Origin of the sequence: Streptomyces klenkii (genome assembly GCF_003626645.1) — a bacterium.
GTDB lineage: Bacteria > Actinomycetota > Actinomycetes > Streptomycetales > Streptomycetaceae > Streptomyces > Streptomyces klenkii.
This window is the reverse complement of the sequence record NZ_RBAM01000007.1, coordinates 323,092-339,987: the sequence shown is the minus strand read 5'-3', so window position 1 is coordinate 339,987 and position 16,896 is coordinate 323,092. Positions and strand designations below refer to the sequence as shown.

Annotated in this window: 15 protein-coding genes and 1 tRNA gene; 9 read left to right on the top strand and 7 right to left on the bottom strand. The window is 72.5% G+C overall.

Going from position 1 to position 16,896, the window contains the following annotated elements:
- Positions 1-190 precede the first annotated feature (190 nt).
- Complete coding sequence (locus tag D7231_RS19150) at positions 191-637, top strand: hypothetical protein (RefSeq protein ID WP_120756674.1); 447 nt, start codon at positions 191-193, stop codon at positions 635-637.
- A gap of 194 nt (positions 638-831) precedes the next feature.
- On the opposite strand, the gene D7231_RS19145 is transcribed toward D7231_RS19150, so the two are convergent.
- The gene (locus tag D7231_RS19145; RefSeq protein WP_228774223.1) at positions 832-1,602 is read right to left on the bottom strand and encodes a dioxygenase family protein; all 771 of its coding nucleotides are present in this window, start codon (positions 1,600-1,602) and stop codon (positions 832-834) included.
- A gap of 140 nt (positions 1,603-1,742) precedes the next feature.
- Here D7231_RS19145 and D7231_RS19140 point away from each other — a divergent pair, with 140 nt between their 5' ends.
- Positions 1,743-2,294, top strand: coding sequence for a MarR family winged helix-turn-helix transcriptional regulator (locus D7231_RS19140; RefSeq protein ID WP_120756672.1), 552 nt, complete (start codon positions 1,743-1,745; stop codon positions 2,292-2,294).
- A gap of 112 nt (positions 2,295-2,406) precedes the next feature.
- On the opposite strand, the gene D7231_RS19135 is transcribed toward D7231_RS19140, so the two are convergent.
- Both D7231_RS19135 and D7231_RS19130 read right to left on the bottom strand, forming a co-directional pair.
- Complete coding sequence (locus D7231_RS19135) at positions 2,407-3,912, bottom strand: MFS transporter (protein ID WP_120756671.1); 1,506 nt, start codon at positions 3,910-3,912, stop codon at positions 2,407-2,409.
- A 117-nt stretch (positions 3,913-4,029) separates the two neighbouring features.
- Positions 4,030-4,698 carry a TetR/AcrR family transcriptional regulator gene (locus tag D7231_RS19130; protein ID WP_241999792.1) on the bottom strand — a complete coding sequence of 223 codons (669 nt, stop codon included), beginning with the start codon at positions 4,696-4,698 and terminating at the stop codon, positions 4,030-4,032.
- Between the two features lie 514 nt (positions 4,699-5,212).
- On the opposite strand from D7231_RS19130, the gene D7231_RS19120 reads away from it, so the two are divergent.
- Entirely contained in the window at positions 5,213-6,544 is a 1,332-nt protein-coding gene (locus tag D7231_RS19120; protein ID WP_241999791.1) for a M6 family metalloprotease domain-containing protein, read from the top strand.
- Here D7231_RS19120 and D7231_RS19115 read toward each other — a convergent pair.
- Entirely contained in the window at positions 6,507-7,166 is a 660-nt protein-coding gene (locus tag D7231_RS19115) for a TetR family transcriptional regulator (protein WP_120756669.1), read from the bottom strand. The genes D7231_RS19120 and D7231_RS19115 overlap by 38 nt on opposite strands.
- A 101-nt stretch (positions 7,167-7,267) precedes the next feature.
- Here D7231_RS19115 and D7231_RS37090 point away from each other — a divergent pair, with 101 nt between their 5' ends.
- The 3 genes from D7231_RS37090 (at position 7,268) to D7231_RS19105 (ending at position 7,998) form a co-directional block, all read left to right on the top strand.
- Positions 7,268-7,417, top strand: a complete 150-nt coding sequence (locus D7231_RS37090) for a hypothetical protein (RefSeq protein WP_194959982.1) — start codon at positions 7,268-7,270, stop codon at positions 7,415-7,417.
- A gap of 1 nt (position 7,418) precedes the next feature.
- On the top strand, positions 7,419-7,760 hold the full coding sequence (locus D7231_RS19110; RefSeq protein WP_120756668.1) for a hypothetical protein: 342 nt from the start codon (positions 7,419-7,421) through the stop codon (positions 7,758-7,760).
- A gap of 165 nt (positions 7,761-7,925) precedes the next feature.
- Positions 7,926-7,998 (top strand) — tRNA-Arg (locus tag D7231_RS19105).
- An 86-nt stretch (positions 7,999-8,084) separates the two neighbouring features.
- On the opposite strand, the gene D7231_RS19100 is transcribed toward D7231_RS19105, so the two are convergent.
- Entirely contained in the window at positions 8,085-9,296 is a 1,212-nt protein-coding gene (locus D7231_RS19100) for a cytochrome P450 (RefSeq protein WP_120756667.1), read from the bottom strand.
- A 71-nt stretch (positions 9,297-9,367) separates the two neighbouring features.
- Positions 9,368-10,591: a cytochrome P450 gene (locus tag D7231_RS19095; protein ID WP_120756666.1), complete on the bottom strand. Its 1,224-nt coding sequence runs from the start codon at positions 10,589-10,591 to the stop codon at positions 9,368-9,370.
- Positions 10,592-10,803: 212 nt separating this feature from the next.
- On the opposite strand from D7231_RS19095, the gene D7231_RS19090 reads away from it, so the two are divergent.
- Both D7231_RS19090 and recQ read left to right on the top strand, forming a co-directional pair.
- Positions 10,804-12,903 carry a restriction endonuclease gene (locus D7231_RS19090; RefSeq protein WP_199739410.1) on the top strand — a complete coding sequence of 700 codons (2,100 nt, stop codon included), beginning with the start codon at positions 10,804-10,806 and terminating at the stop codon, positions 12,901-12,903.
- A 75-nt stretch (positions 12,904-12,978) separates the two neighbouring features.
- Positions 12,979-14,910: a DNA helicase RecQ gene (recQ, locus tag D7231_RS19085; RefSeq protein WP_120756665.1), complete on the top strand. Its 1,932-nt coding sequence runs from the start codon at positions 12,979-12,981 to the stop codon at positions 14,908-14,910.
- A 269-nt stretch (positions 14,911-15,179) separates the two neighbouring features.
- On the opposite strand, the gene D7231_RS19080 is transcribed toward recQ, so the two are convergent.
- Positions 15,180-16,289, bottom strand: a complete 1,110-nt coding sequence (locus tag D7231_RS19080) for a questin oxidase family protein (RefSeq protein ID WP_120756664.1) — start codon at positions 16,287-16,289, stop codon at positions 15,180-15,182.
- 78 nt (positions 16,290-16,367) lie between these two features.
- Between D7231_RS19080 and D7231_RS19075 the strand changes: the two genes are divergently transcribed.
- Entirely contained in the window at positions 16,368-16,895 is a 528-nt protein-coding gene (locus D7231_RS19075) for a MarR family winged helix-turn-helix transcriptional regulator (RefSeq protein WP_120756663.1), read from the top strand.
- Position 16,896 lies beyond the last annotated feature (1 nt).

Sequence of the window (16,896 nt, the reverse complement as noted above, 5' to 3'; positions counted from 1 at the left end):
CTTGACCGGTCTCCCACCCTCAAGGACGGCGGCAGCGGCTCCGCGGTTGCCACGCTCCGTTTGATCGATGCCCCGATTTGACCGGTGCCCGAGCGCTGCTTTGCCCGGTGCCCGAGCGCTGCTCCGTTTGATCGATTTGCTCACGCCCCGGCGCGGGTGTGCGCTGGTGGGACGAGAGAGGAGCCCCGCGATGACGCACTCGATCATGCCCGGGCGCCACCACCCCGCCCACGAGGGACCCGGCCCGGTGGCGCGCGGCACTCACCTCCCCGCCGGGGAGCGGGCCCGCTGGACCTGGGCCGTGCCCGTCACGGGCGGAATCGTCCTCGGCCTCTTCGCCATCTTCCTGGCCGGCAACAACGGCTACACCACGGGCGCCGCGGTCGTCATCGGCGTGGTCGCCGGTCTGATCGCCATGGCGGCCGGCTACGCCCTGCTCCACGAGCGCAACACGATGATCGCCGAGGTCCGCGCGGCGGCCTTCGGGGCGCTCTTCGGCGGCAGCATCGGATTCCTGCACGCGCTCAGCGGCGGTACGGTGCTGCGCTCCGCGGGCATCGGCCTGCTGACGGCGATGGGCATGGGGCTGGCCTCGTACTACGTCTTCTACTGGCACGAGCACCGGGCCGACATGTGACGCGGTGCCGACATGTGACGCGGCGGGGCAGCGGATGGCGCCGGCAAGGCCTGCGACGTAGGACCTCAGACGGTTTCGCGGCCCCGCAACCGGCCTTAGCGTGAAGGCCGATGCACCCCTACGCCGACGCTGACGCCGCTGCCAACCGCGTACGCGCCTTACCCGGATTACCCGGATTACCCGGATTACCCGGATTACCCGAACTGGACCGAACGCTTCGCCAGCCCCATCCAGAACCCGTCGATGACGCTGCGCTGGCCGTCCAGCTCGTCCTCGGCCGCGCCCAGCGCGACGAACAGCGGGGCGAAGTGCTCGGTCCGGGGGTGGGCGAGCAGGCCCGCCGGGGCCTTGCGCTCGAAGTCCAGGAGCGCGTCGACGTCCTGCGCCGCGAGGGCCTCCCGCCCCCACGCGTCGAACTCCGCCGACCAGCCGGGCGGCCCGGAGCCCGCGTGCCGCAGCGCCGCCAGGTTGTGGGTGAAAAAGCCGCTGCCCACGATCAGCACGCCCTCGTCGCGCAGCGGCGCGAGCTTGCGCCCGATCTCCATCAGCCGGCGCGGTTCGAGGGTGGGCAGGGATATCTGGAGAACGGGGACGTCCGCGTCCGGGTACATCTCGACGAGCGGGACGTACGCGCCGTGGTCCAGGCCCCGGTCCGGGACGTCCTGTACGGGCGTGCCGGCGCCGCGCAGCGTCTTGCGAACGCGCTCGGCGAGGTCGGGGGCGCCGGGGGCGGCGTAGCGGACGCCGTAGTAGCGCTCGGGGAAGCCCCAGAAGTCGTAGACGAGCGGGACGGTCTCCGTCGCGCCGAGGGCGAGGGGCGCCTCTTCCCAGTGGGCGGAGACGACGAGGATCGCGGCCGGCCGGGGCAGGTCGGCGGACCAGGCGGCGAGCTCGGCGGTCCACAGCTCGTCGTCGGCGAGGGGCGGGGCGCCGTGCGAGAGGTAGAGCGCGGGCATGCGTGACATGTTGCCCTCCGAGGCATGGCGGGATGCGACTCAATGCTTGAATGTTCAAGCTCTAAGAGCGAGCTTAGCTCTCGCTTATTTAAACTTCAAGGACACAGTGCGGGAGCGACGGGAAACCAGTGGGTGAAACAGTGGATGCCATGACCAAGCGATCCGAAGAGGACATCGCACGTCCGGAGGGGGAGACCGCCTCCGGCAACAGCAGCGCCGCCGCCGGGCCGCGCTGGCTGACCGATGCCGAGCAGGACGTCTGGCGGGCGTACCTGCACGCCACCACCCTCCTGGAGGACCACCTCGACCGGCAGCTCCAGCGCGACGCCGGGATGCCGCACGTCTACTACGGGCTGCTCGTCGAGCTGTCCGAGGCCCCGCGGCGGCGGCTGCGGATGACGGACCTCGCCCGGCACGCCAAGATCACCCGGTCCCGGCTCTCGCACGCCGTCGCCCGGCTGGAGAAGAACGGCTGGGTGCGCCGCGAGGACTGCCCGTCCGACAAGCGCGGCCAGCTGGCCGTCCTCACGGACGAGGGCTTCGAGATGCTGCGCAGGTCCGCGCCGGGGCACGTCGCCGCGGTCCGGGCCGCGCTCTTCGACCGGCTCTCGCCCGAGCAGGTGAGCCAGTTCGGCGAGATGTGCCGGACGATCGCGACGGGCTTGCAGCCGGCGGGGGCGGACCTGCCGTGGCTGCGCTGACGTACGTACGCATGTACGCCTGAGGGGCTTGCGCCCCGTGCGTACATGCGCGAAGGCCCCCGCCTGGACGGCGGGGGCCTCGTTCACGGAAACGCGGAAGTAAAACCCGCCGCTAGTGAGCCATCACCGGCACGGAGTTCTCCGCGCCCTCGCCGTCGCCCGAGCCCGCGACCACGCCGCCCTGGTGGCCGGCGTTGACGAAGGTGACCGCGATCAGCGCGGACAGGGCCAGGATGCCGACCGCCCACCACACCGCGGTGGAGTAGCCGTGCACCATCGACTGGAAGGTGAGCAGCTTCGGGTCGCCCGCGGACTTCATGTGCGACTTGAAGTAGTCCGTGGTGGCGCTGGCGGCGATGGTGTTGAGCAGCGCGGTGCCGATGGCGCCGCCGACCTGCTGCGAGGTGTTCACCATCGCGGAGGCGACACCGGCGTCACGCGCCTGCACCCCGTACGTGGAGAGGCTCATCGCCGGCATGAACGCCGTACCCATGCCGAGGCCCATGAGCATCAGGCCGGGCAGGACGACCGCCGCGTAGGAGGTGTCCAGGTCGATCTGGGTGAGCAGGACCATGCCGATCGCCGCGAGCAGGAAGCCCGGGCCCATCAGCCAGCGCGCCGGGACGCGGTTCATCAGGCGGGCACCGATCTGCGTGGAGCCGGTGATCATCGTGGCGATCATCGGGAGGAACGCGAGACCGGTCTTGACCGGCGAGTAGCCGCGGACGACCTGGAGGTAGTAGGTGAGGAAGAGGAACAGGCCGAACATCGCGATGGCGGCCAGGCCCAGGGAGACGTAGACACCGGCGCGGTTGCGGTCGGTGAGCACGCGCAGCGGCAGCAGCGGGGCCTTGACCCGGCGCTCGACGAGCACGAAGGCGAGCAGCAGGACGACGGCGGCGACGAAGAAGCCGAGGGTGCTGCCGGCCGTCCAGCCGTGGGACTCGGCGCGGGTGAAGCCGTAGACCAGCGAGACCAGGCCGAGGGTGGCCAGGATGACGCCGGGGACGTCCAGCTTCGCGGAGTTGCGGCTGCCGGCCGGCTCGCGGATGACGGCGATCGCGCCGGCCGCGGCGACGACAGCGAAGGGGATGTTCACGAAGAACGTCCAGCGCCAGTTGAGGTACTCGGTGAACAGGCCGCCGAGGATCAGGCCGACGCCGCCGCCGGCACCGGCGATGGCACCGAAGATGCCGAACGCCTTGGCGCGCTCCTTGCCCTCGGTGAAGAGGACGGCGAGCAGCGACAGCGCGGCGGGCGCGAGCAGGGCGCCGAAGACGCCCTGGAGGGCGCGGGCGCCCAGCAGCATCCCGGTGTTGACGGCGGCACCGCCGAGGGCCGAGGCGGCGGCGAAGCCGATCAGGCCGACGACAAAGGCGCGCTTGCGGCCCCACAGGTCGGAGATGCGGCCGCCGAAGAGCAGCAGGCCGCCGAAGGCGAGGGCGTAGGCCGTGATGACCCACTGCCGGTTGCCGTCCGAGATGCCGAGGTCGGTCTGGGCGGAGGGCAGCGCGATGTTCACGATGGTCGCGTCGAGGACGACCATGAGCTGCGCCAGGGCGATGAATATGAGCGCTTTCCAGCGCTTGGGGTCGAGGGGGGTGCTGATGTCTGGCATGTGTGGGCCTACCTCGGCGGCGGTGGTGGTGGAGCTGGACGGTGGGGTGCGGCGGGCGGTGCGGTGCGGACCCGGCGGGTCCGCGAAGTCTGTGGCCTGGCGGTTTGCGGTGCGGTGTCAGGCGTCGGAAGGCCCGGATCCGGCGGCCGTGCAGCGCTTCTGACGGCGCAGCTCCTCCAAGGTGACGGCGGAGCCGGGGAGTTCGGACCGGGCGGGAGTCATCAGACCGTCGAGGAACAGCTGCAAGTGCCGGTGGATGAACTGGTCGAAGGCCGTGCAGCCCTTGCCGGGCAGCGGCCGGGTCAGCTGCGTGACGGCGACCATGAGATCGCCGACGGCGATGTCGTCCCGCAACTGACCGGACGCGCGCGCGTCGGCCATGATCTGCTCGATCTGGACGTCGAGACGGTCACGCGCGGCCACCAGCTCGGGGTGGCCGGGGTCCATGCCCTCTTCCAGCAACGTGCAGAGCGCACCGACGCGTTCGTCCGCGGCGGCGTGGACGAACCGCCTCAGCGATCGGAAAGCATCGGGCTCCTCGGCTCGTGCCGCCTCGGCCTGCTCGGCGAGGCGGGCCATGACGGAGAGGGTGACATGGTGGATCAGCTCGCGGCGGTCCGCGAAGTGCCGGTACAGCGTGGCATTGCCGACCCCGGCGCGTCGAGCGATTTCATCGAGGGAGCTCTCGGCCCCGTACTCGACGAGCGCCTCCCGCGCGGCGACGATGATCCGCTCGCGGTTACGCAGGGCGTCGGCGCGCAGGCGCGGCGGATGCGCGGTGACCACGACCTTTACTCCTTCCGAGGAGGGGGTTAACAACCGGGGAGTCGCTCCCCGGTTCGTCCGTACGAGGGGTAAACGGGGATCGGGTCCCCGGATATTTCGGCGGTGGATGGTGATGCGCATCACGTTTTCCGGGGTGGTGGGGGCGATGGGGTCAGTGATGCCGGGTGTGGCCGTGATCGGCACGCGATGCCCCATCTGCCGCAGTCCGGGGAGCGCGCCGGGGGCCGGCGGCGGAAGGTGATCACAGAGGGCGGCGCGGCGGCCGCCCCTGGGAGGCGCCCGGCATGAACACGCTGGCCATCGCGGCGGCGAAGACCGCGCCCGCGAAGATGCCGCCACGGCGGTCATCGCGGCCGTCGCCGTCGTCGCGGCCGTCGCGGTCATCGCGGTCATCGCGGCCGTCGCGGCAATGAGGACCCCGGCCGCGAGGAACGCGGTCGTGAGGAACGCGGTCGTGAGGAACGCGGTCGTGAGGAACGCGGTCGTGAGGAACGCGGTCGTGAGGAACGCTGCCGTGAGGGCCGCGCGAACCGCAGCCGTCGTGGCCGTGAAGACGCTGACCCTCCTCGTCATGGCCGTGACCACGCTCGCCATGACCTCACCCGTGCCCGCGGGCCGCTCCGGTCCGGACGGCGGAGCCGGTGCGCAGGGCGGCCCGCCGGCCCTCGCGGACACCGGGGCGCGGCCGCCCTCCGGCCCGTGCGCCCTGCCCGGCGCCACCGACAACGTCTCCGAGACCGCGCTCACGCCGCCCGGCTACGCCCCCTCCAGCGGCGTCGTCCGCGCGATCACCTTCCTGATCGACTTCCCGGACTCCCCCGCGACGATCAGCCCGCAGGAGCGCTACGCCGAGTTCTTCCCGGCCGTCGCCGACTACTACCGGACCAGCTCCTACGGCCGGCTCGACTACCGCTCCACGCCCGTCCTGCGCTGGATCCGGATGTCCCGCCCGTACCGCGCCTACGGGATCGAGCGCGGCACGCCCTTCGACGCGAGCACCGGCGACGGCTACGCCGCACTGTCGGCGGAGATCCTCGACGCGGCGGACGACACCGTCGACTTCCGGCGCTACGACCTGATCAACGTGCTGGTCACGCCGGACGCGGGCCCGCCGGCCACGGAGGACGTACGGTCGGTGACCTTCGCCGGCACCCCCACCGGCCTGACGACGGCCGAGGGCACGCCCTTCCGGAACGTGTCGTTCATCTGGAGCCGCCAGACGGGAGACAGCCCCTTCCGCGTCCTCAACCACGAGAACGCCCACAGCTTCGGCCTGCCCGACCTCTACTACACGGGCCGCGGCGCCGCCCTGCTGAAGACGCCCGTGGGGCACTGGGACCCGATGGACGAGGACTGGGGCCCGTCCGAGGACTTCCTCGCCTGGCACAAGTGGAAGCTGGGCTGGCTGGCCCCGGCGCAGGTGCGCTGCCTGGACCGGCCGGGCGTCCACTCGTTCGCCCTGACGCCCACGGCCTTCCCCGGCGGCCTCAAGCTCGCCGTGCTCCCCGTCTCCCGGCACACCGCGATCACGCTGGAGGCGCGGGCGCCCGGCCCGCTGGACCACGCGGTGTGCCGCCCGGGCGTCCTGGTCACCGCCGTCACGACCACGATGTACACGGGCTCCGGCCCGGTGCGCGTCGCCGACGCCACGCCCGGCAGCCGGGGCTGCTACACGAGCGACCTGAACGTGAACGCGGCGCTGAGCGACGCCCCGTACGCGGCCGGCCAGCGGTACACGGGGCCCGGCGTGACGGTCGACGTGCTCGGCGCGACGGACGAGGGCGACTGGCGCGTACGGGTGCGGACGGTCAGGAGGCCGCCGGCCAGTGACGGCGGCCGAGACTGATCAGCCGCAGCTGGCGCCGGGCGGTGTCGGCGATGGCCCGCTCCTCCGCCCGCTCTTCCGCCGGATCGTCCGCGGAAGCCTCCACGAACGCCGACGCGGTCATCACGAGGTGGTCGACGTAGAGCCCGGCGAGCATCCGTACGTCCTCGGCGCTCCAGCCCCGCGACGCCTCCTGCGCGGCGAGCGCGGCGGCGACCTCGTCCCCGAACCGCGCCAGCTCCGCCGCGATGGCCTCGCGCACCGCCCGCACCCCGCCGTGCCGTTCCCGGGCGACGAACCGCACGTGCGCCGGGTGCCGCCGTACGTGGTCCGCCACGGCCTCGACGCTGCGGTCGATGACCTCCTCCGCCTCCTGCTGCTCGGCCAGCACGGCCCGGATCATCACGTGCAGGCTCGCGAGCGACTCCTCCACGAGCGCGACCCCGAGCTCCGCCATGTCCCGGAAGTGCCGGTAGAACGCGGCCGGCGCGACCCCCACGACCCGGGTGACCTCCCGCAGCCCGAGGCTGCTCAGACTCTGCTCCTCCAGCAGCTTCAGAGCGGCGTCGAGGAGGGCCTGACGGGTCTTCAGCTTCTGGGCCTGACGGACCCCGAGCGTGGCGGGGGTGCTGCTGCTGTTCATGGTTTCAGTAAACAACTGTTTGCCACAGGGCGCCAGGAGCGCTACGCTGGATTTCAGTGAACAACTGTCATTCCAACTGTTCACTCAAGAAGGGAAAGGACATGATCTTCCTAGTGGCGGCCGTGCTCCTCCTGGGAGTCCTCGTGGGCGCCGCCGCCCACCTCACGCTCCCGGTGGTCGTCCCGGCGGCCATGGCGATCGCCCTGTGGCTGCTGATCTTCGCCGTCAGGGAACGCAGGAGGGAGCACTGACATGCGGACGACGCAGACGACACTGACGCGGCAGACGCCCCGCAGCACGGACGGCCTCAAGGACCGCAGGCCGCAGCCCCCGCGCACCACCCACCGGGAGGCAACCCACCGGGAGGCCGACGGCATGGCCGTAGCCTCCTTCGTCCTGGGTCTGGTGGGCCTCCTGATCTTCAACGTCGTGCTGGGCCCCGTCGCCCTGGTCCTCGCGGCCCTGGCCCTCGCCCGCGGCACGACCCGCCGCGGCCGCGCACTCCTGGGCCTGACCCTGGGCGCCGCCGACCTGATCGTCCTGGCGGCCCTGGCCACGACGGACCACACCCTCTCCTGGAGCCTCGGCTCATGACCGGATGAGCAAGACCGGCCCCCGCCCGGGCCCCCCGGCCCCAGCGCCCGCCCCCGGCCATCCGCTAACCTGTCCTCGACCGCTCCACGGAGCGGCCGAGGAGCCTGCTGAGCCTCGGCGAAGCCCCACCAGGACTTCCCCGAAACCATCAGCAAGCCCCGCCCCGCCTCCGTAGCTCAGGGGATAGAGCACCGCTCTCCTAAAGCGGGTGTCGGCAGTTCGAATCTGCCCGGGGGCACTGCACCGGCTCGCGCCGGCCCGGGGTTGCGGCCCAGGGAAGTGCTTCGTTCGGCCCCGGATTCCCGTCCGGGGCCGTTTGCGTGTCTACCAGGCGACCGGCAAGGACTCCGGGCCTCGGTTGATGGAGCCTCGGCGCCAGCGCATTTCGGATTCGGGGACGGCGAGGCGCAGGCCGGGGAAGCGGCTCAGGAGGGCGGTGAGCATGACTTCAGCTTCCATCCTGGTGATCATCGCGCCCACGCAGTAGTGCGGTCCGTGGCCGAAGGACAGGTTGGGGGACTCGTCGCGGGTGAGGTCGAGGCGGTCCGGCTCGGTGAAGACCGAGGGGTCGCGGTTGGCGGCCAGGTAGGAGACGTAGACGACCTCGCCGCTGCGGATCGTCGCGTCACCCACCTGCAAGTCCTCGGTGGCGATGCGGGGCAGGCCGACGCCGTTGCGGTGCGGGATGTAGCGCAGCAGCTCCTCGACGGCCTGGGGCAGCAGGTCCGGGCGGGCGCGCAGGGCGGCCAGTTGCTCGGGGTGGGTGAGCAGCGCGTACACCATGTTGGAGACCTGGTTGCGTACGGCGTCCATGCCGTTGAGGACGAGCATCACCGCGAGCGAGATCAGCTCCGGCATGCTGAGGCCGCCGTCCTTCTGGGCCTCGACCAGGGCGCTGAACAGGTCGTCCCCGGGCTGTTCGCGGCGGTGCGCGGCCATGGCCTTGAAGTAACCCGCGATCTCGCCCTTGACGGCGTTGCTCTCCTTCTCGGAGTGGTTGCTGGAGAGGATGACGCTGCGCCAGTTCTGCAACCGGTCGAGGTCGTGGGGCGGGACACCGAGGAGCTCGCCGATGAGCTGGGCGGGCAGGGGGCCGGTGAGCCACTCGGTCAGGTCGGCGGGGGCGCCGTGCTCCGCCATGCGGGAGAGCATCTGCTCGGCGAGTTCCTCCGCGCGGGGGCGCAGGGCGGCGACGCGCTTGCGGCCGAAGGTGAGGGCCACGTGGCGGCGGATGCGCGTGTGGTCGGGCGGGTCGGTACGGCCTACGCCGCCCGCCGGGGCCACGACGTGCGGCGTCATGCTGGTGACCGGCCGGTCGACGGTGAGCGCGCGGCTCAGCCGGGGGTCGGCGGCGACCGTCTTCACGTCCTCGTAGCGCGTGGCCAGCCAGGCGTCGCCCTCGCCGAACCGCAGCCGGATCCTGGCGATCGGCTCCTCGCGCAGCAGGCGGTGCATGAGCGGGTCGAAGGCCAGGGCGGGCAGATGGTCGACCGGCCAGTCGTGGACCGTCTCCCCCGGCGTACGGACGGAGGCCATCGGGCAGGATTCCCCGCCGGGCCCGGCGGGACCAGCAAGCCCGTCCGGCTGCGAAGGCTGCGTCATCCCGCTCACCACACCACCGGAAGGTGTTCCGGTCCTCTGATGAGCGCGCTCTTCTGCCACCGGATCTTCTCCACCGGCTCCGCGAGGCGCAGGTCCGGGAAGCGCGCGATCAGCGATGTGAGGATGACCTCGGATTCCAGGCGGGCCAGCATCGAGCCCAGGCAGAAGTGCGGTCCGTGCCCGAAGGACAGGTGCGGGTTGTGCTCCCGGTCGAAGTCGAGCTCGTCCGGGTGGTCGAACACGGAGGGGTCGCGGTTCGCCGTGAGGTACGAGGAGTGGACCACTTCACCGGCCTTGATCAGCACACCGCCCACTTCGACGTCTTCCGTGGCGATGCGGCCGAGGCCGACGGCGTTGCGGTGCGGGATGTAGCGCAGGAGCTCCTCGATGGCCTGCGGCAGCAGCCCGGGCTCGCGGCGCAGCCGCTCCAGGTGCTGCGGGTGGGTGAGCAGGGCGTAGACCATGTTGCTGCTGTTGTTGCGCACGGCGTGGGCGGCGCTGGCCTGGATCAGCAGGGCGATGGCGACGGCTTCCTCCGTGCTGAGGTCGCCCTTGGCGACGGAGGCGGCCAGCTCGCTCGCGAGGTCGGGGCCCGGCTCCTTCTGCTTGCGCCCCAGCATCTCCACGAAGTAGCCGGCCATCTCGGCCTTGGCGCTGTCGCTGGCCTCCCGGCCGTGGCCCGCGGACAGCAGGATCTCCGTCCAGCGCGCCATCCGCGGCAGGTGCTCCTCCGGTACGCCCATCAGGTCGCTGATGACGGCGAGCGGCAGGGGCCCGTTGAGGTGCTTCATCAGGTCCGCCGGGGGGCCCTCGTGCTCCATGGCGTCGAGGAGTTCGCCGGCGACGCTTTCGGCGCGGGGCCGGAGCCGTTCGAGGCTCGCGGGCGTGAAGGAGCGCGCAACGGCCTTGCGCAGCCGGGTGTGCTCGGGCGGGTCGGCGAAGCCCACCGCTTCGTCGAGCGGGATGAAGTGGGGGGCGAGCCGGGTGATCGGGCGGCCGAGCACGGCCTGGCGGCTGAACCGGGGGTCGGAGGTGACGAACTTGACGTCCTCGTAGCGCGTCACGAGCCAGGCGTGGCCCTCCCCGTGCGGGAGCTTGACCCGGGAGACGGGCTCGTCACGGAGCCGCTCGGCCATGAACGGGTCGAAGTCGAGCCCGCGGAGATCCTCCACGGCCCAGAAGCGCACCGGGTGCTGCTGCTCGGAGTCGGATGCTGTCGTGGTCGCCATCAGCTGTCCCACCCGCCTGTCGCGTGCCTGTTGCTTCTTTGTTCTTTTCGCTCCCTTCAGGCAAGCTCCCCGGAAAGCCGCACCAGCAACGGGGCGCGCCGGGAAAATCACCCGTACGGCGTACCTGACCTCTGCCGACGCGTCGTCACATCGCGTACGTACGACCCGGACCCGGGCACAAATAACACTTACTAAATGACTAAAGTGTCCGCATGAGTCGTCGCTCCAGTGGACTGATAGGGATCTGGGCCGAGGCGCAGCGTCAGCAGCAGCGCCGGCAGGAGGCCGAGCACCGGGAGCAGGTGCAGTTCCAGCGGGAGCAGGAGCGGCGAGAACGGGCGGCGGCGCGCGAGGCCGCGCGGGCCGACCGGGAGCAGCGGGCCGCCTACCGGCAGCGGCGCGAGACCGAGGCGCGGCGCCGCACGGAGGAGCTGGAGGCCCGGGTCGCGGAGCTGACGGGGCTGCTGGTGGCCGGGTGCCGGGTGCCGGCGTTCTCGACGGCGGCGCTGCGCCGGCCCGAGACGGTGGAGCCGTTCCACCCGGGGCACCTGGGACAGCCCGTGCCGATGCCGAACCCGGTCTTGTACCAGGCGCAGGGCGGCTGGGGCTTCGGCGCGAGCCGCAGCCGCGAGCAGTACGAGCACGACCTGCGGGCCGCGCAGGCCGCCGAGGCCGCGCGGGTGCAGCAGCTCGGGGCGTACCGGCGGCAGTACGAGCAGTGGGCGGCCGCGCAGCTCGCCGAGGTCCGGGAGCACAACGCGGGCGTGGAGGAGATGCTCACGGCGCTGCGCGCCGGGGACCCCGACGCCGTGGTCGACTACTTCTCGGCCGCCCTGTACGCCTCCTCCGCCTGGCCCGCCGAGTTCCCGCACCAGGTGTCGGCCGCGTACGACCCGGCGGCCCGGCAGCTGGTCCTGCTGTGGGAGCTGCCGGGGTACGACATCGTGCCGGAGGCCAAATCGGTGCGGTACATGCCGACCGCCGACGAGGAGAAGGAGACGGCGCGGCCCGCGGCGCAGCGCCGGGCCGTCTACCGGGACGTGCTGGCGCAGTGCGTGCTGCTGGTGCTGCGCGACCTCTTCGCCGCGGACGGGTCCGGGGTGCTGGAGTCCGTCGTGGTCAACGGCTTCGTCGACGACCACGACCCGGCCACGGGGCGCCGCGCCCAGATCGTCCTCGTCTCGGCCTCCGTCTCCCGTACGGTCTTCGCCGGGCTGCACCTGGAGCAGGTCAGCGCGGTGGACTGCCTCACGGACGGGCTCGGCGGGCTGCTGTCCGCCCGGCCCGACCAGCTCGCCGCCGTGCGGCCGGGCCGGATGCCCGCGGACGTCGGGCGCGGCGTCGTCTCGCACGGGGGCGGCGACGACCCCGACCTGTACGAGATGGACCCGGTCGAATTCGAGGCGCTGGTCGCCCAGCTGTTCCGCGCGCGGGGCATGCAGGCCGTGATGACCACCCGGTCCAACGACGGCGGTGTGGACGTCGAGGCGCTGGACCCCGACCCGATCAGCGGCGGCCGGATCATCGTGCAGGTGAAGCGGTACCGCAAGACGGTCCCGCCGACCGCGGTCCGGGACCTGTACGGAACGGTGCAGGGCGCGGGCGCCAACAAGGGCGTGCTGGTGACGACCTCCGGCTTCGGACCCGGCTCGTACGCCTTCGCCAACGGAAAACCGCTCACTCTCGTCTCGGGCGAAGAACTGGTGGGGCTGCTGGGGCGGCACGGGCTGCGGGGCCGGCTCGGCGGCGGCCCCGGCGGCCGCGCGGGGCGGACCGCACCGCCGGCGACCGCGCCGGAGCCGGACGGCAGCACGCCCGACGGGCCAGCGGAACACAACGTCCTCGGCATGTCCTGGTCCGGCGCCGTCGCCCTCGACGTGTGCGCCCTCGTCTGCCACGGCACCCGCGTGCTCAGCGACGACCACTTCGTCTTCTTCAACAACAACGCCACTCCCGACGGGGCCGTGCGCACCGTGCCGCCGCCCCGCGGGGACAAGGCGGCCGTCCGCGTCGCCTTCGAGGCGCTGCCCGCCGACGCCGACCGGCTCGTGCTCGTCGCGGCCGTCGACCCCGAGGTGAATCCGGACGCCGACCTCGCGGGCTTCACGGACGCCCGGATCCGGCTGGCGGACGCGGCCGGGGCCGAGCTGGGGCAGCTGGAGGTCTCCGACGGCCGGGCGGGCGAGACGGCGCTCGTGCTCGGCTCCTTCCGGAAGCGGGCCAACGGTGACTGGGACTTCGTGATCGGCGGGCAGGGCTACCAGGGCGGCCTGGAGGAGCTGCTGGGGGATTACGGGATCGAGGTGGCGTAGATCAGGCCGTAGATCAGGTTCCGGGAGTTATCCACAGCCCCCGTGCGTGTCAGCGGACCCCCATAGACTTTCCGCATGGCCGACCTCACCGAGACCGCCGCCCGCCCCGCTGACACCGTCCCTTCTCCTTCTCCCTCCCCCGCGCCCGCCGACGCGGGCAGTGAGGCCCTGGGCTGCCTGCGGCGCGTCTTCGGTTACGACGCGTTCCGCGGCGACCAGGAGGCGATCATCGAGCACGTCGTCGCCGGCGGCGACGCGCTCGTCCTGATGCCGACCGGCGGCGGAAAGTCGCTGTGCTATCAGATCCCGGCCCTGGTCCGGCCGGGCGTCGGCGTGGTCGTGTCCCCTCTGATCGCCCTCATGCAGGACCAGGTGGACGCCCTGCGGGCCCTCGGCGTCCGGGCCGGCTTCCTCAATTCCACGCAGGACATGGACGAGCGCCGGCTGGTCGAGGCCGAGTTCCTCGCCGGCGAGCTCGACCTGCTCTACCTCGCCCCGGAGCGGCTGCGCGTGGAGGGCACGCTCCGGCTCCTCGACCGCGGCAAGATCTCCCTCTTCGCCATCGACGAGGCGCACTGCGTGGCCCAGTGGGGCCACGACTTCCGGCCTGACTACCTGGCCCTGTCCGCCCTGCACGAGCGCTGGCCGGACGTGCCGCGCATCGCCCTGACCGCGACGGCCACGGAGGCCACGCACACCGAGATCGCCGCCCGGCTCCAGCTCCAGGGCGCCCGGCACTTCGTCGCGAGCTTCGACCGGCCCAACATCCAGTACCGCATCGCGCCGAAGAACGACCCCAAGAAGCAGCTCCTGGAGCTGCTGCGCACCGAGCACGCGGGCGATGCGGGCGTCGTCTACTGCCTCTCCCGCAAGAGCGTGGAGGACACCGCCGCCTTCCTCGCCCAGCAGGGCATCGAGGCGCTGCCGTACCACGCGGGCCTGGACGCGGCCACGCGCGCCGCGAACCAGTCGCGCTTCCTGCGCGAGGACGGCATCGTGATGGTCGCGACGATCGCCTTCGGCATGGGCATCGACAAGCCGGACGTGCGGTTCGTCGCGCACATCGACCTGCCGAAGTCCGTCGAGGGCTACTACCAGGAGACGGGCCGTGCCGGGCGCGACGGCCTGCCGTCCACGGCCTGGCTCGCGTACGGCCTCCAGGACGTCGTCCAGCAGCGCAAGATGATCGACGGCTCCGAGGGCGACGAGGCGCACCGCCGCCGCCTGGGCGCCCACCTCGACGCGATGCTGGCCCTGTGTGAGACCGTCGAGTGCCGCCGCGTGCAGCTCCTCGCCTACTTCGGGCAGGAGAGCGGCCCCTGCGGCAACTGCGACACCTGCCTCTCCCCCGCCGAGACGTGGGACGGCACGATCGCCGCCCAGAAGTTCCTCTCCGCGGTCTACCGGCTCGCGCGCGAGCGGCGCCAGAAGTTCGGTGCGGGCCAGATCATCGACATCCTCCTCGGCAAGAAGACCGCGAAGGTCATCCAGCACGACCACGACGGCCTCACCGTCTTCGGCATCGGCACCGACCTCAGCCTGGCGCAGTGGCGGGGCGTGGTCCGGCAGCTGCTGGCGCAGGGCCTGCTCGCCGTCGAGGGCGACTACGGCACGCTCGTCCTCACGGACGCGAGTGGCGAGGTGCTGGGCGGGCGGCGCGAGGTGCGGCTGCGGAGCGAGCCGGAGCGGCCGGTGCGGGCCGCGAAGTCCGGCGGCTCCGGCTCCGCCAAGCGAGCGGCACCCGCCGACCTCCCGGCCGAGGCGATGCCGGTCTTCGAGGCACTCCGCGCATGGCGCGGGGCCACGGCGAAGGAACAGGGCGTTCCCGCGTACGTGATCTTCCATGACGCCACGCTCCGCGAGATCGCCACGGCCTCGCCCACGTCCCTCGACGAACTGGCGGGCGTGAGCGGCGTGGGCGAGAGCAAGCTGGCGAAGCACGGCGAGAAGATCCTCGACCTGCTGACGGAGCTGCGCACGGCGGCGGAGGCGGAAGCGGGCGGCTGACGGTCGTGGGTGGGCCGGGCGCCGGGGCCTCCGGGGCAGGGTCCCTGGACCGTATATTTACGGCGCCCCTCGCCCCTGCGTGTTCTTGCCCCGCACTTGGCGCCACAAATACACGTCAGCGTCCAGGGACCCTGCCCCTGCGGCCCCGTCGCCCTCCCGCCGTCGTCGGCCGGTCCGTCACCGTCGCAGGGCCCTGAGATCGTTTACGACCCCTCCCGCCGCCGTCCGCCCTCGTCGGAGGGCCGGAGGGCCGGAGGGAGGGGTCGTCGTCAGCCCCGGCGCGGCTTGATGCGCTGCTGGGCTGCCAGGACCGCCGCGCCGTAGCGGGGGTCCGGACGCAGCGCGTGCTCGCGCCGGCACGCCTCCGTGAACTTCAGGACGTGCTCGTCGCCGTGTTCCACCGCTCGGGCGACGAGCTCGTCGAACGGCGGTATGTCCGCTTCCGCCGCGTCCCGGGCCGCCGTCTCCTCCCCGCCCCGGTCGTCGGTGAAGGCCAGGAGCAGCGCCGTGTGGACGTGCCAGAGGGCGGCCGCGGACGGCTCGTGGAGTTCGTCGGGCAGGTGCGGCAGGACGAGTCGTACGGCGGCGGGCGCGGTGACCGCGTGCACCAGCGGGACGGGGAAGAGCTCGGGGTGCCCGAGGTAGACCCCGGCGAAGGCGGTGGTCATCTCGCTGAGCAGCCACTGCGTTCCGGCGGGGGCGAGGGAGCCCAGTGCCTCGTGGTAGCCGGCGAGCTCGCCGGGCCGGGCGAGCCGCTGCGCGGCCACGGCGCGGCCCCGCTTGCCCGGCCCCGCGTAGGCGGTGCGGGGCAGTGCGGCGATGGCGCCCGCCAGGTCGTGGTGGCCGCTCATGCGGACCTCGCCGGGCAGGTGGGCGAACCGGGCGGCCCAGTAGGCCAGCCCGCGGGCCAGCTCGGTGAGCTGATGGGGCGTCGGCTGTGCGTCGAGCGGCACGGCGGCGAGGGAGCGCACGGCGTGGGCGGTGCGGATCAGACCGTGCGTCAGGCCGGCGAGGAGGCCCGGCAGGAGCCGGGGCCACCAGCGGGCGAGCACCTCGCGCCAGGGAGCGGCGGCGAGTTCGCGGCGGAAGAGCTCCTCCCAGTCGCCGGCACGGGCGAAGTCGCCGAGCGCGGGCCGCCAGGACGTCTCGTCGGCGGGGTCGAGGGCGAAGCCGCGTGCGGGCACGTCGTGGCGGGGCATGGCGGCGCGGTAGCCCTCGACCCAGGCGGCGACTTCGCCGCCGTGGCCGAGGGCGGCGAGCGTCTCGGCGCCCATGGGCCCGTGGTTGGCAAGGTCGGCACCGGCCCCCCGCTCGTACCCCAGGTCGTCCATGCGCTCCAGCGCGTCGTTGAGTGCGTCGTGGTATCGGATCGCCGGCATGACAGAGCTCCTCCCCCTGCAACGGATCGCTTCGGCTTACCCAATAGTTTGGATTTCCGAAGCGTCTACACTCGCAGTATGCCGCACGACCCCGCACCCGGGAAGGACCGCCCCCGGCTTCCCACCCCGGAAGAGACCGAAGCGATCGGTCTCGTCCCGCTGCTCTCTCCGTACATCCGCCAGGCCCGCACCGAAATGCCGGACGAGCTGCGCGCGCTCTTCGAGGCGCACAGCCTCACGACGCGGCACGGCGCGGTCCTGCCGCAGCTGATCGCCGAAGCGCCCCTGGCCGTGGGTGAGCTGGCGCGCAGGATGCGGCTGTCCTTGTCGACCACGAGCGAGCTGGTCGGCGCGCTGAACCGGGCCGGGCTGGTCGAGCGCCGCGAGGACCCCGCGAACCGGCGCCGTACGCTCGTGGCCGTCGTGGACGGCCACCGGCCGGCGGTCGAGGCGTTCATCGCCACCCGCTCCCAGCCGCTGCTGCGCGCGCTCGACAGCCTCTCGCCCCGCGACCGGGCGGGGTTCGTCGCGGGCCTGACCGCGTGGGCCCGCGAGACGCAGCAGGCCGGGGGCGGCGCGCCGGTGGACAGGAGCGGCGGCTCCTGAC

What these genes read in the sequence shown, in the direction of transcription:
- recQ (WP_120756665.1), top strand. Translation starts at nt 12,979, where the DNA reads ATGGCCGACCTCACCGAGACCGCCGCCCGCCCCGCTGACACCGTCCCT.
- D7231_RS19115 (WP_120756669.1), bottom strand. Translation starts at nt 7,166, where the DNA reads ATGAACAGCAGCAGCACCCCCGCCACGCTCGGGGTCCGTCAGGCCCAG.
- D7231_RS19095 (WP_120756666.1), bottom strand. Translation starts at nt 10,591, where the DNA reads ATGGCGACCACGACAGCATCCGACTCCGAGCAGCAGCACCCGGTGCGC.
- D7231_RS19080 (WP_120756664.1), bottom strand. Translation starts at nt 16,289, where the DNA reads ATGCCGGCGATCCGATACCACGACGCACTCAACGACGCGCTGGAGCGC.
- D7231_RS37090 (WP_194959982.1), top strand. Translation starts at nt 7,268, where the DNA reads ATGATCTTCCTAGTGGCGGCCGTGCTCCTCCTGGGAGTCCTCGTGGGC.
- D7231_RS19100 (WP_120756667.1), bottom strand. Translation starts at nt 9,296, where the DNA reads ATGGCCTCCGTCCGTACGCCGGGGGAGACGGTCCACGACTGGCCGGTC.
- D7231_RS19090 (WP_199739410.1), top strand. Translation starts at nt 10,804, where the DNA reads ATGAGTCGTCGCTCCAGTGGACTGATAGGGATCTGGGCCGAGGCGCAG.
- D7231_RS19110 (WP_120756668.1), top strand. Translation starts at nt 7,419, where the DNA reads ATGCGGACGACGCAGACGACACTGACGCGGCAGACGCCCCGCAGCACG.
- D7231_RS19140 (WP_120756672.1), top strand. Translation starts at nt 1,743, where the DNA reads ATGACCAAGCGATCCGAAGAGGACATCGCACGTCCGGAGGGGGAGACC.
- D7231_RS19075 (WP_120756663.1), top strand. Translation starts at nt 16,368, where the DNA reads ATGCCGCACGACCCCGCACCCGGGAAGGACCGCCCCCGGCTTCCCACC.
- D7231_RS19145 (WP_228774223.1), bottom strand. Translation starts at nt 1,602, where the DNA reads ATGTCACGCATGCCCGCGCTCTACCTCTCGCACGGCGCCCCGCCCCTC.
- D7231_RS19135 (WP_120756671.1), bottom strand. Translation starts at nt 3,912, where the DNA reads ATGCCAGACATCAGCACCCCCCTCGACCCCAAGCGCTGGAAAGCGCTC.
- D7231_RS19150 (WP_120756674.1), top strand. Translation starts at nt 191, where the DNA reads ATGACGCACTCGATCATGCCCGGGCGCCACCACCCCGCCCACGAGGGA.